The sequence below is a fragment of the Commensalibacter sp. M0355 genome (assembly GCF_016101365.1).
Lineage (GTDB): Bacteria > Pseudomonadota > Alphaproteobacteria > Acetobacterales > Acetobacteraceae > Commensalibacter > Commensalibacter melissae.
This window is the reverse complement of the sequence record NZ_JACFQQ010000002.1, coordinates 331473-346135: the sequence shown is the minus strand read 5'-3', so window position 1 is coordinate 346135 and position 14663 is coordinate 331473. Positions and strand designations below refer to the sequence as shown.

At 36.2% G+C, this 14663-nt stretch carries 10 protein-coding genes and 1 other RNA gene; 8 read left to right on the top strand and 3 right to left on the bottom strand.

Annotation, left to right across the window (positions count from 1 at the left end; all coding sequences use genetic code 11):
- The first annotated feature begins 40 nt into the window (after positions 1–40).
- Together H3T44_RS05290 and H3T44_RS05285 are read left to right on the top strand one after the other, a co-directional pair.
- The gene (locus tag H3T44_RS05290) at positions 41–1024 is read left to right on the top strand and encodes a PPK2 family polyphosphate kinase (protein ID WP_155567875.1); all 984 of its coding nucleotides are present in this window, start codon (positions 41–43) and stop codon (positions 1022–1024) included.
- Between the two features lie 6 nt (positions 1025–1030).
- The gene (locus H3T44_RS05285) at positions 1031–1501 is read left to right on the top strand and encodes a DUF3465 domain-containing protein (protein ID WP_198196456.1); all 471 of its coding nucleotides are present in this window, start codon (positions 1031–1033) and stop codon (positions 1499–1501) included.
- Positions 1502–1589: 88 nt separating this feature from the next.
- On the opposite strand, the gene clpA is transcribed toward H3T44_RS05285, so the two are convergent.
- Both clpA and clpS read right to left on the bottom strand, forming a co-directional pair.
- On the bottom strand, positions 1590–3917 hold the full coding sequence (clpA, locus tag H3T44_RS05280; RefSeq protein ID WP_198196543.1) for an ATP-dependent Clp protease ATP-binding subunit ClpA: 2328 nt from the start codon (positions 3915–3917) through the stop codon (positions 1590–1592).
- Between the two features lie 121 nt (positions 3918–4038).
- Complete coding sequence (gene clpS / locus H3T44_RS05275; protein WP_198196542.1) at positions 4039–4359, bottom strand: ATP-dependent Clp protease adapter ClpS; 321 nt, start codon at positions 4357–4359, stop codon at positions 4039–4041.
- Between the two features lie 415 nt (positions 4360–4774).
- Here clpS and H3T44_RS05270 point away from each other — a divergent pair, with 415 nt between their 5' ends.
- The 3 genes from H3T44_RS05270 to H3T44_RS05260 all read left to right on the top strand — a co-directional run bounded on the left by H3T44_RS05270 (position 4775) and on the right by H3T44_RS05260 (position 8926).
- Entirely contained in the window at positions 4775–5848 is a 1074-nt protein-coding gene (locus tag H3T44_RS05270) for a D-alanyl-D-alanine carboxypeptidase family protein (protein ID WP_198196455.1), read from the top strand.
- A 107-nt stretch (positions 5849–5955) separates the two neighbouring features.
- Positions 5956–6744 (top strand): type I methionyl aminopeptidase, encoded by a 789-nt coding sequence (gene map, locus H3T44_RS05265; protein ID WP_162988552.1) that lies wholly within the window; start codon positions 5956–5958, stop codon positions 6742–6744.
- Positions 6745–7264: 520 nt separating this feature from the next.
- On the top strand, positions 7265–8926 hold the full coding sequence (locus H3T44_RS05260) for a dihydroxyacetone kinase subunit DhaK (RefSeq protein WP_198196454.1): 1662 nt from the start codon (positions 7265–7267) through the stop codon (positions 8924–8926).
- A 79-nt stretch (positions 8927–9005) separates the two neighbouring features.
- Here the strand turns inward: H3T44_RS05260 and H3T44_RS05255 are convergent, their stop codons facing one another.
- Positions 9006–10355 (bottom strand): discoidin domain-containing protein, encoded by a 1350-nt coding sequence (locus H3T44_RS05255; protein ID WP_198196453.1) that lies wholly within the window; start codon positions 10353–10355, stop codon positions 9006–9008.
- Positions 10356–10534: 179 nt separating this feature from the next.
- Here H3T44_RS05255 and ggt point away from each other — a divergent pair, with 179 nt between their 5' ends.
- The 3 genes from ggt (at position 10535) to H3T44_RS05240 (ending at position 14639) form a co-directional block, all read left to right on the top strand.
- The gene (gene ggt / locus H3T44_RS05250) at positions 10535–12370 is read left to right on the top strand and encodes a gamma-glutamyltransferase (RefSeq protein WP_198196452.1); all 1836 of its coding nucleotides are present in this window, start codon (positions 10535–10537) and stop codon (positions 12368–12370) included.
- Between the two features lie 87 nt (positions 12371–12457).
- Positions 12458–12552: signal recognition particle sRNA small type (gene ffs / locus H3T44_RS05245), an RNA gene on the top strand.
- Positions 12553–12647: 95 nt separating this feature from the next.
- A complete protein-coding gene (locus tag H3T44_RS05240) occupies positions 12648–14639 on the top strand; it encodes a DNA polymerase III subunit gamma/tau (RefSeq protein ID WP_198196451.1) in 1992 nt (663 codons plus the stop codon).
- Positions 14640–14663 lie beyond the last annotated feature (24 nt).

Genomic DNA, 14663 nt, shown 5'->3' with positions numbered 1-14663 from the left:
ATATCGTAATAATTTATCGTTAACATTAAAGGAGCTTTAAATGTCGGATCAATCAATACGTGAGTTGTTAAGAACAAAATATCGTGTAGAGGATGGAAAAAAATTTCTTATAACGGATTATAATGCGGATGATACTGCCGGATTATCCCTATCTCCCAAAGAAGCAAAAAAAGTGCTGAAGAAACGTATTAAACGGTTAAGTTATTTACAAGAGCTGTTATTTGCGAATGGGCATTCAGCTTTATTGGTCGCTTTGCAAGGTATGGATACTTCTGGTAAGGACGGTACGATTAAACATGTCACTTCTGGAATAAATCCGCAGGGCATTACGATAACTTCATTTAAGCAGCCTGGTCCTGTAGAATTGATGCATGATTATTTATGGCGTATTCATATGGCCGTTCCTTCCAGAGGCAAGATTACGATTTTTAATCGAAGTCATTATGAGGAAGTGCTTGTTACCAAGGTTCATCCCTCTATTTTGGCCAATCAAAAACTACCGTTGCGGGTACTTAACAATAAAAATTTCTGGTCTGACCGTTATGAAGATATTCGTAATTTCGAAAAATATATTTATCGACAAGGTATTGGAATAGTTAAATGTTTTTTAAATATATCCAAAGAGGAACAGCGCAAGCGTTTATTGGCACGTTTGGAAAATAAAGAAAAACAATGGAAATTTTCCCCCAATGATCCAAAAGAGCGTCAATTTTGGGAAGAATATCAAGGTGCATATCAAGAGGTTATTGTGCAGACAGCGGCACCAAACGCCCCCTGGTTTGTGATTCCTGCCAACAACAAATGGTTTGCACGTTTGGTTGTCGCGGAAATCATGATTGATGAATTGGAAAAACTTCATATTCCAGAACCCAAGCCAAGTCAAGAAGTTCTGGAATCTTTAAATTCACTGAAAGCTGAATTAGGAGGTAAATTTTCTGACAATAAAGTAGGAAAAAAAATCAAAAAGAATAATAAAATCGGTAAAGATAAAAAAATAAAAAATCTAAATAAGTCTAAGGAATAATCTTCAATGATTATTGAAACTCGTTTTTTTTCTTGGCTGTTCATATTGTCCAGCCTCTTTTTTTACTCTTTTCAAAGTCTGGCACAACCTGCTTCTGATAAATGTGATAATGAAAATTTTTTACATATTCAACAAGAGTATGAAAATAATATTGAACATTTAACTTTTAAGGATGTTCCTGTTCATCTTTGTGGTAAGGTGATCACAGTAAGTGATGCACGTTATACCAGAAGTGGCTTACATGGCTATTTTTATCTTTATGTCGGGAAAGGTGTATCCATTCGAATTGTGAATAATCTCGATGAAATGAAAGCTCCAACCTGGCCTTGGGTAAAAAGAGAGGACTATGCTGAAGTTGTCGGGCGATATTATTATGATAGTCCAAAACATCAGGGAGTTGATTGGACGCATAAGGGAGCAAGCAGAAAATGGCCTTATCCAGGTTATGTGATTATAAATGGTATAAAATATTATTAATTCAATTAGAATTTTAAATATAATAATAGAATTATGCGTTTTGAAACATCATTTTTTTGAATTTTTTTGATGATAAAGTAAAATTTATTTAAACCAGCTCATTTTTTCTTGATGAAATTGAACTTATTTTTTTTAAGCAATTAAGGGATATTTTATTATTTTTTACTACTACATGAACTTTGCCACCTTTTGTTAATGTACCAAACAATATTTCATTAGAGAGGGGTTTGTTAATAAAGTCCTGAATAATACGATGCATAGGACGTGCTCCATACAATGGATCATATCCATTTTCAACCAGCCAATCCTTTGCCGATTTGGAAATTTCTATAATAATGTTTTTATTTGATAATCTAGTGTTTAGTTCATTAATGAATTTATCAACAATTTGAGCAACGATTGGTTTTGATAAAGGTCTAAAATTAATAATCGCATCGAGACGATTTCTGAATTCTGGTGAGAATTTTTCGTTTATGGCCTCGTTTGCATATCCAGCTTGATGATATTTTACAAAACCAATTGCTGAACGAGTAAATTCTGTTGCCCCTGTATTGGTGGTCATAATAAGGATAATATTTCGAAAATTAATTTCCTTACCATTATGATCTGTTAAAATACCATGATCCATTACCTGTAAAAGAATATTATGTAAATCAGGATGAGCTTTTTCAATTTCATCAAGAAGAAGAATGGCATAGGGATTCTGGTCAATTATATCTGTCAACAATCCGCCCTGATCAAAACCGATATAACCGGGTGGTGCACCAATCATTCTTGAAACAGAGTGTTTTTCCATATATTCAGACATGTCGTATCGGATGAGCTTGATGCCAAGATGAATTGAAAGTTGTCGAGCGATTTCTGTTTTTCCAACGCCTGTTGGTCCTGCAAAGAGGTAGTTACCTATTGGTTTTCTTTCGGAACGCAATCCGGCACGGGAAATTCTTATGGCTGAAGCTAATGTCTCAATTGCTTGATCCTGTCCAAAAATAACTTTTTTCAATTTATTATCAATTTGAGAGAGAAGCTTTTTATCACTGGTTGAAACAGTATTTTCAGGAATGCGGGCTATATTAGCAACTGTTTTTTCAATGTCATTGACTGTAATCGTTTTTTTGCGTTTTTTGGCAGGGGAAATGGCCTGTATTGCACCAACCTCATCAATTATGTCTAATGCTTTATCCGGAAATTTACGGTCATGGATATATCTGGCAGATAGGGTAACTGCTGTTTCAAGAGCATCATGAGTGTATTTAACATTGTGATATTTTTCATAATTTTTTTTAAGACCTTTTAAGATGTTGATTGTTTCATCTATCGAAGGTTCGGGAATATCGATTTTTTGAAATCTTCTGACTAAGGCATGATCTTTTTCAATATATTGCCGATATTCTTTATAGGTAGTTGATCCGATACATTTTAAACTGCCTTCGGCGAGTGCAGGTTTTAAAAGGTTTGATGCATCCATGGATCCGTTTGTAGTGGAACCAGCTCCGACTATTGTATGAATTTCATCAATAAAAAGAATGGCATTTTTTTCTTGTTTAATGGATTGAATGAGGGATTTTAAACGTTCTTCAAAATCACCTCTATATCGTGTACCAGCCAATAAAACTCCCATGTCTAATGCATAAATTATGGAATTATGCAATAACTCAGGTGCTGTCTTGTTTACAATCTGTAAGGCCAGACCTTCTATGATAGCGGTTTTTCCTACACCAGGATTTCCAACCAATAACGGATTGTTTTTTGTTCGACGTGCCAATATTTGGATTGCACGCCGAATTTCATATTGCCTTCCAATCAAGGGATCAATACGGTTTTGACGGGCTTTATCGTTTAGATTAACGCAATAAAGTTGTAAGGGATTGGTATTCTTAGAGTTTGAATTTTCTTTTTCAGTATAGGTAAACAGATCATTCAACTGGTTATCGATATCATTCTGAGGTAAAAAATTTGATCCAAAAAAATGGGTGGATTCTGTATTTTTTGTTATACCATGTGCGATAAAATTCAGAATGTCCAATTTTGACAAATTATGCATTTGTAAAAAGTAAACCGCATGACTTTCCTGCTCAGAAAAAAGAGCAATTAAAACATGCACGGCACTAATTTTTTCACTTGGGTCTGAAGAAAGATGGACAGACGCGTTTTGAATGACCCTTTGAAATGCATGCGTGGGTTTGGGGGATGGTTTTTTTTCAGTTACTAGAATATTCAGGTCATTTTTAATAAATGTGAAGATATCTTGACGTAATTTTTCAAGATTTATCTGACAGGCTTCAAAAATTACAATAGCATCGGGATCGCCTGTTAATGCATAGAGCAAATGTTCAAGCGTCATGTATTCATGTTGAAAATTTAAAGCAAACTCAAAAGCTTGTCGTAAGGAATGTTCTAAGTTATCAGATAACATCATTTAAACTTTCAAACTGTGAAATATCGAAAGAGAAATCCTACATATTCCTTTTATTTAATATAGTTATTGAAAAGGGTTTATACAGTTAATATTTTGATCAAATCATATTTAATTAAATTTATTCTTTTTCTAATAGGCATTGCAGTGGATATTGATGTTGTTTGGCAAGATTCATAACCTGCATAACTTTTGTTTCAGCAACCTCGTATGTGAATATACCACATATTCCTATTCCATTGTGATGGATTTTTAACATGATTGAAACAGCATTTTCAGTTGTTTTTCTGAATATTGTTTCCAATGTGTAAATGACAAAATTCATGGGAGTGAAATCATCATTGAGCATAAGAACTTTATACAGGGTGGGTTTCTTCAAATTTGTTTTTGACAGCGTTTTTGTGTTCTTTCTAGAATCATGCTGGTTCTGGTTGGAAGTCATACAATAAAGAGAAAATGATTTACTAAAGGGATTCATTATGATGTATTTGGAGTGCATTTTATAAATTTCATAAAATATTTTGTTAAGGTTCAAATTAAGGAAGAATTTAATTGAATGATTTTGATTTGGACTTGTATGGTTGCAAAATATGGCGTAAATTCAGACGTATATTTTTTATATGAATATAAAGTCCCAAATATATATTCGTAAAGATAGTGGTGTAATTTCTTGTAACGTTTTGTTTAACATGGGGATTTGATTCCAAAAATAAACAAAACAATTTAAGAAGTTAATCATTTTTAAAGGTCAAGTAAACGTTTAATGAAAAAGAAGCTGGAAAATTAAAGTGTCCACTTATTGCAATCATATAAAAAAATTGAAACAGTTAAACTTTACTGTAAGTCTTAAGAAAATTATGAGAAAAACGTCCAGGAATTTTTTCTTAGTTTTTTTTACGGCTGTATATTCCTATACACTATTTTATGCGCATTATGCCCATGCCCAGTATGTAGGAAGAATCAGTTCAATTGTAATAGACGTTAATGGCCGAGTCTTGTCAGAACAGGATGCTGATTTGAAACGGTTTCCAGCCAGTTTGACAAAAATGATGACCTTATATATGGCATTTCGTGCCTTAAATGCCAATGCCATACGATTTGATCAGAGAATTCCTATAACCATTCATGCAGCTTCAATGGAACCTTCCAAATTAGGAGTCCGTCCAGGTTCATATATTACTGTCAGGGAAGCTGTTTTAGGCTTGATTACTAAATCCGCGAATGATGCGGCTAGCGCTCTTGGCGAATTTATTGGAGGTGGAGACGAAGAACGCTTTGCCAAAATGATGACTCAACAGGCCAAAGTTTTGGGAATGAATCGGACACGTTTTTATAATGCTTCTGGCCTTCCAAATCCTGGGCAACTAACAACTGCACGTGATTTGGCAATTTTGGCACAACATTTGATTTCGGATTTTCCTCAATATTATCCTTTGTTCAGAACACCTTACTTTTATTTTCGTGGACGGACAATTCCCAATCACGATCCCCTGTTAAAAGGTTATGCTGGCGCGGATGGGTTAAAAACAGGTTATACAGCTGCGGCAGGGCATAATCTTGTAGGATCAGCCGTTCATGATAATGTCCGTTTGATTGGTGTTGTTATGGGTGCACCAAGTAATGGTTCACGAAATCAATACATGATGAGTGCACTAGATGACGGATTTGCAAAAAGTGGTGTGGCTCCTGTTGCTAGACCGGTTTATCTGGCAAGAACAAATTCCTTGAAAAAACACTCACGTTATAATAAACATCCAAAAGTAATTCTTGTTCGTGCAGCCCGTACTACAAGAGGTAAAAAGTCGGTTGAAGTGGCACAGGCCTCGTCACGTACTTCAATTGCAAAAAAACGGGATTCGATTTTTAAGCGTAATATCAAAAAGGCGGCTGTGAGACATCATACCATATCCAGACATAATCGGAAAAAGTAAGACTGGACAGGGATCATAATCCTAGCTAGGTATATAAGAAAAGTTCGTAAATTATACCAAGTTATTTATTATTGGTAATTTGATAAAGTCTTATTGGAGAGTTAGGAATGACAGATCGTCGCATGATGTTTTACACTCAAGAGGATTTTGTTGGGTTAAGAGCTGTGGGACGTTTGGCAGCAGAAACACTTGACATGATTACTCCTCATGTTCAGGAAGGTGTTACAACAGACGAACTTAACCAGATTATTCATGATTATACAATTGATAAAGGTGCCATTCCAGCACCACTTAACTATCGTGGTTTTCCAAAATCTTGTTGTATATCTATCAATCATGTAGTTTGTCACGGTATTCCTGGGGATCGTAAATTAAAAAATGGAGATATTGTTAATATCGATGTTACATCTATTCTTGATGGATGGTTTGGTGACAGTAGCCGTATGTATGTCGTTGGCAAGGCCTCACGTTTGGCACAACGATTGATAGATGTAACCTATGAAAGTCTGAAAAGGGCAATAGATATTGTTAAACCCGGGAACACTTTGGGAGATATAGGTTACGTCATTCAGCAATATGCAGAATCACAGCGTTTTTCTGTTGTACGCGATTTTTGTGGTCATGGAATTGGACGCGTTTTTCATCAAGAACCTAATGTATTGCATTATGGAAAAAAGGGGCAGGGACTTGTGCTAAAACCAGGAATGGTTTTCACTATTGAACCTATGTTAAACGCTGGTAAGGCAGACGTTAAAATTCTTGATGATGATTGGACAGCCGTAACGCGTGATCGATCTCTTAGTGCGCAATTTGAACATATGATGGGAGTAACTGAAGATGGATGTGAAGTATTCACCTATTCACCTAAAGGTTGGAATTGTCCTCCTTATATTTGATGATTTTTATCAAAATGGAAATTAATAAATCAAAATTTGATAAAGAGTTGTATAAAATGAATATTTGTTTGAAATTCTAATTTAAGACTAATAAATTCATCAAAACAATATAGATTAGAATTTCAAAAAGTTTTAATATTGAGTTATTTAGAATTTCTAAATAGAGTTAAAACTTAATTTAAATCAAGTTTTTTATTTTTGAGAACACCAAATAATTATTTATTTCATAAAATTGTTATAAATTAAAATATTTACCATAGGATAAGAATGCTTTGGTCTTGTATTTAAACAATATATCAAGACCAAAAGTTTTAATTAATGTTTTAAAAACGTTCATTAAACTGGCATTATTATAAAATTGACTATCGAGCATAATAAATGATGTTAATTTGTTTAGTTCAATTAAAATTATAAATAATAAAACAAATGGTTGTCTTATTAAGTCTTTATTTAATTATTATATATAGATATTATAAGTCAATTTATAGTGATTTGAACTTTCAAAAATGAAAGATATAAAATGTCCAATTTCTTTTTTAATGATCGTGCTTCATTAGTGAATGATGCTATTGAAGGTACATTAGTCACAGCTCCCTATAATAATCTTGTGAAACTTGATACTGACCCTTCTATGAGAATTGTGGTTCGTAAAGACTGGGATAAGAAAAAAGTTGCCGTTATTTCGGGGGGGGGATCTGGACATGAGCCTACTCATTTAGGATTTGTTGGTAAAGGAATGTTGACAGCCGCTGTATGTGGCGATTTGTTTGCCTCTCCTTCAGTTGATGCCGTATTGACCGCCATTACAACAGTAACAGGTGAAGCTGGCTGTTTATTGGTAATCAAAAATTATACAGGAGATCGTCTAAATTTTGGACTTGCGGCTGAAAAGGCAAAACAGTTAGGCTACAAGGTAGAAGTTGTTATGGTGAAGGATGATATTTCTTTACCTGACAATAAACAGCCACGTGGTATTGCTGGTACTATTTTTGTCCATAAAATGGCCGGTTATGCTGCCGAGACCGGGTATTCTCTTGAGGAAGTTAAAAAATTTGTTGATTATGCAAATAGGCAGATTTTTAGCCTGGGAGTTGCCATGACTGGGTGTGATTTACCCCAGTCCCAAAGTGATGATAAACGAATTCCGGAAGGATCTATTGAACTGGGTCTTGGTATTCATGGTGAACCAGGCGCCACGACAATTAATACTCAAAATAGTCGTGAAATCATGGATATCATGACAGCAAAAATCAAGGCTTGTATAAATGATTCGGATCGTCTTGCCGTCATGTTGAATAATCTGGGTGGTGTTTCGGTTACAGAAATGGCCATTTTGGCTAAAGAACTTTCATATTCTGCACTTGCTTCAAATATTGACTGGATTGTAGGACCAGACTGGTTTACGACAGCGCTTGACATGAAGGGTTTTTCATTATCAGCCATGGTTTTGGATGACAAGATCGTCAGCGCTTTGACAGCACCTGTTGAAATTACAGGATCTTTTAAGGCTGTTCAACCTACTAAAATTGTACATATGCCTGTTAATCCTGTTGAAACTAAAGTGCAATTCACACCTTCTGATAATCCAGTTGTGGCACATATTATCGCCGTTGTTACAAAGACATTGAGTGATCTTGAAGGAAAATTGAATGATCTGGATGCCAAGGTTGGGGATGGAGATACAGGTTCAACATTTGCTGCAGGGGCAAGAGGTATTGCCGAATTGTTAAATACCAATCAATTACCCTTAACCGATCTGACAAAACTCTGTCTAGTCATTGGTGAAAGACTGGCTGTTGTTATGGGGGGCTCCAGTGGTGTTTTAATGTCGATTTTCTTTACTGCAACAGGTCAAAAAATTGCTGAAGGTTCATCATTTGTTGAGGGTCTTGTATTTGGCTTAAAACAGATGAAACATTATGGTGGGGCTGATCTTGGGGATTGTACGATGATTGATGCGTTACAACCTGCTTTGGAAATATTGCTTAAAGATCAGAACGATTTAAAAGGTGCCGTTCAAGCGGCTGAAAAAGGCGTTGAAAATACGGCAAAAGCAACGAAAGCAAATGCAGGACGTTCATCCTATTTGAACAGTGGTAGTTTGGCGGGAAATCCTGATCCGGGTGCTGTAGCTGTCGCAGATGTTTTTGCAGCCTTGTCAAAACAGTGTCCAAATAGATAAGTTATAAATTATTCTTGAAAAGCTGGCTATGTTATAATAACAAGCTAGCTTTAATTTTTTGATAATGAGAAATTAAATTTTATTGGTCATATACTTCTACTTGATTTAAATGTAATACATTTTCATCATAAAGACTTATTTTGACATACTGGGCGTTAATATTATTCACTCTTATAATTAATGGGTTGCCATCGGCTCCACCAAAAATAATTCCGTCAGGATAATCAGCGACAATTATCCAGTTTTCGTTATCATCAGATACTTCAACTTTTATTTTTGAGGCACGATCTTCAAAGTTTAGACGATTATAAATGATTATGTGTTTAATGTTGATTGTGCGGGGTAATTCCAGTTTCCACCAAGGGTTATATTCTGTTGCAGTATGAAAATTGTAATCTGGACCAATACGTCCATTAACTGCGCCCGCAGCATCTTTGTATATGTCATTGAATTTTGAAAATGCACAAACGGATGATTGTGAAGCTTTACCGCCAAGCGCCCAGTTCACGGCCTCAGGTTTTTTTATCCACCTTTCCTGAAGTGCAATTTCATTGAATTGTTGATAAAAACCTACATTTCCTGTTTTTTTTATTGTATCATGAATATATTGGTAAAAGTCACTGGGCTTAAGATTCTTTAGACCTCTTCTTAATGAAGAACGTGGATTGAAAATTGGATTGATACCATCATGTGTAATGCAACGTTCCACAAAATCTTTGCCTTTGACAGGATGGCATATCGTGCCATGAATGTTAACATATGGATCAAGATAGTAATAACCACTACAAAAATCATATGGTTGTAATTTGCAGAAGTTGCGCAATTCTTCCACAATAGGGTTTTCCATTTCAAAAACAGCTGATGGAATAAATCCCTCACAATATGGCCATATGATGGAATTATCATTATTGTATAGGTGTGAAATCTCCTGTTTTTTCATAAGAAGATGGTCAATTGCCCGGGCGGATAGTGCCAATACCGGTAAAAAACAATATTTAGAATTTTTAAAATAGGGTGTTATCGTATCTTTGAAAACCCAATGATCCGGTATGCTTAAAATGTTGTGGGCAATTAAATCTGTCTGTTTTTTTTCAAGGGATGTTATTAAGGGGTCTAGATTAATATTTATTAAGACATCATTTTCAATCATTATATAATGATTATAGTTAGGTAAGGCTTTGCGTAAGGCATATAAAGGATAATCAGCGTTATACCATAAAGTTTTTTGACCGGGAATATTCGGGATATTGAATTCAGAAAAATCAGAGGTATGACCTATTTTAGGAAAATCACCTACATCCAAGATCTCCCTGCTTTCATCAGCAAGAATAACAAAATCAGCTTTGCTAAAAGAACCTTTAAGGCGTCTTGCCATATATTCGATATCATCATTCCAAATATGAGTTCTAAATGCAATAATAACACTCATTGAAAAAACCTTAAAATAAAATATTGAAAGTTAATATATATTTTGTAAGTGTTATTTTGTCTATTTTTATATTAAAAATAAAATTGTGTTATGTTTGTTTATGCAAGATATAAAAAATATTTCTTTAATAGATTTTTTCAGAAATATTTTAATTAAATAATACACGTTCAGGAAGTGATATGAAAAGCGTAATCAAAGAAATAAGACAAAAAAAATATAAATATTCATTAGGTATATTACTCATTTCAAGTGGTTGTTTTTCTGGGGCAGTTTATGCGCAGGTTGGTAATGGGGTTGATGCCTTAGCGTTTGGTGAGGTTGCTCAAGAAACCATGTCTTCAGAACCTGTTGTGGCGTCAAAAGGAATGGTTGTTTCGGCAAGTAATCTTGCTGCAAAAATTGGATCTGAGGTTTTAAAGAATGGTGGAAATGCAGCTGATGCAGCTGTGGCAGTTGCCTATGCAATGGCGGTTACCTATCCTGCCGCTGGAAATTTAGGGGGCGGGGGGTTCCTCACGCTTCGTTTACCAAATGGACAGGCTTATTTTATAGATTTTCGAGAGAAGGCGCCAAAAGCAGCAACTTCCAAAATGTTTGTTGACAGTAATGGAAAGAAAATTCCCAATGCTTCTATATTGGGATGGAAAGCTGTTGCTATTCCCGGAACGGTGGCAGGTATGGAAATGTTGCGTAAACGATGGGGAAGCAAGTCTCGTGCGGAATTAATGGCCCCAGCTATTAAACTTGCGCAAAATGGATATATCTTGACGCAGGAAGATATCGATCTGATGGCGACTTCTCTGTCTGATTTTGCCAAAGATCGCAATGCAGCTAAAATTTTTCTTAAATCAGATGGAAATCCATGGAAAAAAGGGGATATCTTTCGTCAAAAAGATTTGGCAGATACCTTGCAAACTATTTCAAAGCATGGGGAAGATGTTTTCTATCATGGTTCAATTGCAAAAAAAATAGTTGATGCCAGTAAAAAGCATGGTGGAATATTGTCCTTGAAAGATTTTGAAAATTATCATCCACGAATGATGCTGCCATTAACTTGTTCTTATCGAGGTTATCATATTGATACAGCCCCGCCTCCAAGTGGAGGGGGAATAGCTTTGTGCGAAATGTTAAATATTTTATCCGGTTATGATTTACATAAAATGGGTCTTCAGACAGTTCCTGCGGTGGAAAGACAGGTTGAAGCAATGCGTCGGGCCTATTCAGATCGGAGAGATTTGGGGGATCCAGAATTTGTTGATAATCCTGTAAAACACCTGAATGATCCCGATTATGCAGAAAAAATACGTCAAAGCTTGACCTTTAAAAAAGCGGTTGTTTCTTCCGACTTGATTCCCGGAAAGGTTACCGAGGCAACATCGTCGAATAAGAAGGAAAGAAAAGCAGTAATATCACATGAAAGAAATGAAACGACGCATTTTTCTGTTATTGACAAGGATGGCATGGCGGTTTCATTAACCTATACGCTTAATGGCTGGTATGGAGCGAGGGTTGTTGCTGGCAATACCGGTATAATTATGAATGACGAAATGGATGATTTCTCCACGGTGCCAGGTGAAGCAAATATGTATGGAATAATCGGGGGTAAGGCTAATGAAATTGCCCCGGGAAAAACGCCCTTATCTTCAATGACACCAACAATAGTTTCCAAAGACAATAAGGTCTTTATGGTAATAGGCAGTCCCGGGGGGTCAAGAATTCCCACTATTATTCTTTCTGTGATAACAGGTGTCATTGATTACAAAATGAATATTCAGCAGGCGATTAATCTCCCCCGTATACATGAACAATGGCAGCCTCAGGGAATTCAGCTTGAACATAATGCGTTAAGTGGTCAAGTTCGGAAAATTTTAAAAAGAAAAAACTATCCCTTGGATCTTTACTCTACTTGGGGAATTGCCGAAGGGATTCTTGTTGGACATGATAAAAACGGAAAGACTGTTTATTATGGCGGGATGGATTATCGTCATGCTGGCGGGGGAGCGATAGGATATTAATTTTTGATTATACATATAAAAAATAATTTTTTTTAAAATCAAAAAAAATACTTGCCAATTTTTTTTAATTTGTAATAGAAAGAAACTGGAAAGCTTGGGTGGACGAACACCTTGTGAACTCGGTCAGGTCCGGAAGGAAGCAGCCATCACGAGTATCGTTTGGGTCATTCAAGCTTTCCTTGGATTTAAGACAAATAAATTAGAATCTCAGGTAATTTAGTGGTATAATCAAAATTCGCAAAACCTGATTTTATCATATTTTCTGGAATGGTTGTTAATGAAAGATATTCCGGACGAGCAATTACCCACCCCAGATATAGAGTCTGCTGGATTATTTGAATCCTTATCGAGCGATGATTCTGAGATCAAACCCTCATCTGATGAAAAGTCCTATCGTGTCTTGGCACGAAAATATAGACCTCAGGATTTCAAGGATTTGATCGGTCAAGAAACGATGGTACAGACTCTGCGCAATGCTTTTGCAATGGGTAGAGTTGCTCATGCTTTTATGCTTACGGGAGTTAGAGGAGTTGGCAAAACAACAACCGCCCGTATTATCGCGCGTGCATTAAATTGTATAGGGGTTGATGGTCAGGGTGGACCTACGGCAGATCCCTGTGGTGTTTGTCCAAATTGCAAGGCAATTTTGGCAGATCGGCATCCTGATGTATTGGAGATTGATGCAGCTTCTCATACAGGTGTTGATGATGTAAGGGAAATTATAGACGGTTCACGTTTCCGTCCCATTCAGGCCAGGATGAAGGTTTATATCATTGATGAAGTTCATATGTTATCGCGTAATGCGTTTAATGCATTGTTGAAAACACTCGAGGAGCCACCTGACCAGGTTACATTCATTTTTGCGACAACTGAAATTCGCAAGGTTCCCGTAACGGTATTATCACGTTGTCAACGGTTTGATCTGCGACGTGTCCCGCAGGATCAGCTAAGTCAATTTTTTCAAAAAATTTCAAATCGGGAAAAAGTAAACATATCTGATGAGGCTATTCATTTGATTGCGCGTGCAGCTGATGGATCGGTCCGGGATGGTTTATCCTTGTTAGATCAGGCTATTGCACTTGGCCGTGCCACTATCCCTGATCAGCCAGAAAATGATAAACTGGATCATGAAATTACGGCTGAAGCTGTTTCAGGCATGTTGGGATTTGCGGATAAAACCCTAATATTCGATTTACTTGAAGCAATTATGTCAGGAAAAGCTGATCAGGTTCTAAGCTTGACTGAACAGGCTTATGCAGGCGGCATTGACCTGGGCGTGTTATTATCCGATCTTCTGGAACTAATTCATCTTATTTCAAGAATGAAATCATTGCCAAATCTGCAAAATAGTTCTGAGCTATCAGAACTTGAACGAAATCGTGGTGGTCATCTGGCTTCCACACTTTCCATACCCCTATTGGGTCGCGCATGGCAAATGCTGCTTAAAGGGATTAAGGAGGTTGATATGGCTCCCAATCGTAAGGCAGCAGCTGAAATGATTTTGATTCGTTTATGTTTTATAGCCGATTTACCCACTCCTGGTGAAATAATCAATCATTTATCCAATTCCCCTGAACAGAAGTTAGACCAATATTCTCATCATTCCTCATTATCATCTTCATATATGCAATCATCAAAGCCAACGTCATTGGTATCTGTAACAAAAGGGGGTAGCAATTTTCATGGATATGATAAAGCTTATGCCATAAATCCATTGATACAACCAAAAACTGAAGTCCTGTCATTGCCTAAACAAAATCCCGAGATCGAAAATCCTCGAATTTTATGGAACAGTTGGCGGGAAATTATATCTTTTGTAAAGCAGCAACAGGCTGCAATTTTGCATGCCCATTTACGTAATGCGGTTCATCTGGTTAAATTCGCACCACCAATGATTGAAATAAGAATTGAAGATAGGGCTCCCGCAAATCTGCCCCAACAATTATCAAGATTGTTGAATGAACATTCAGGGTTGCGATGGACAATTGTTCTTTCCCAGCAAAAGGGTGAACCAACCTTGATGGAACAGGAATCTTTACAGGCTCAAGCCGATTTTGACGAAGTTGCATCTGAACCAATCGTAAAAGAAATTATGCGTATATTTCCTGGGGCTGTTGTTAATAAGGTTATCAATCCACATCTTGATGAATATGGTCTATTTCCAGAACACAATTCATTTACAGACAGGGATGAGCAAAGTATGTCAGATCTTGAAACTGAAAAAAAATCAGCAATGATAGATGATATTGACGAATTGACATATAATTAGTCCCAAAATTAAATTTTGAAAGAG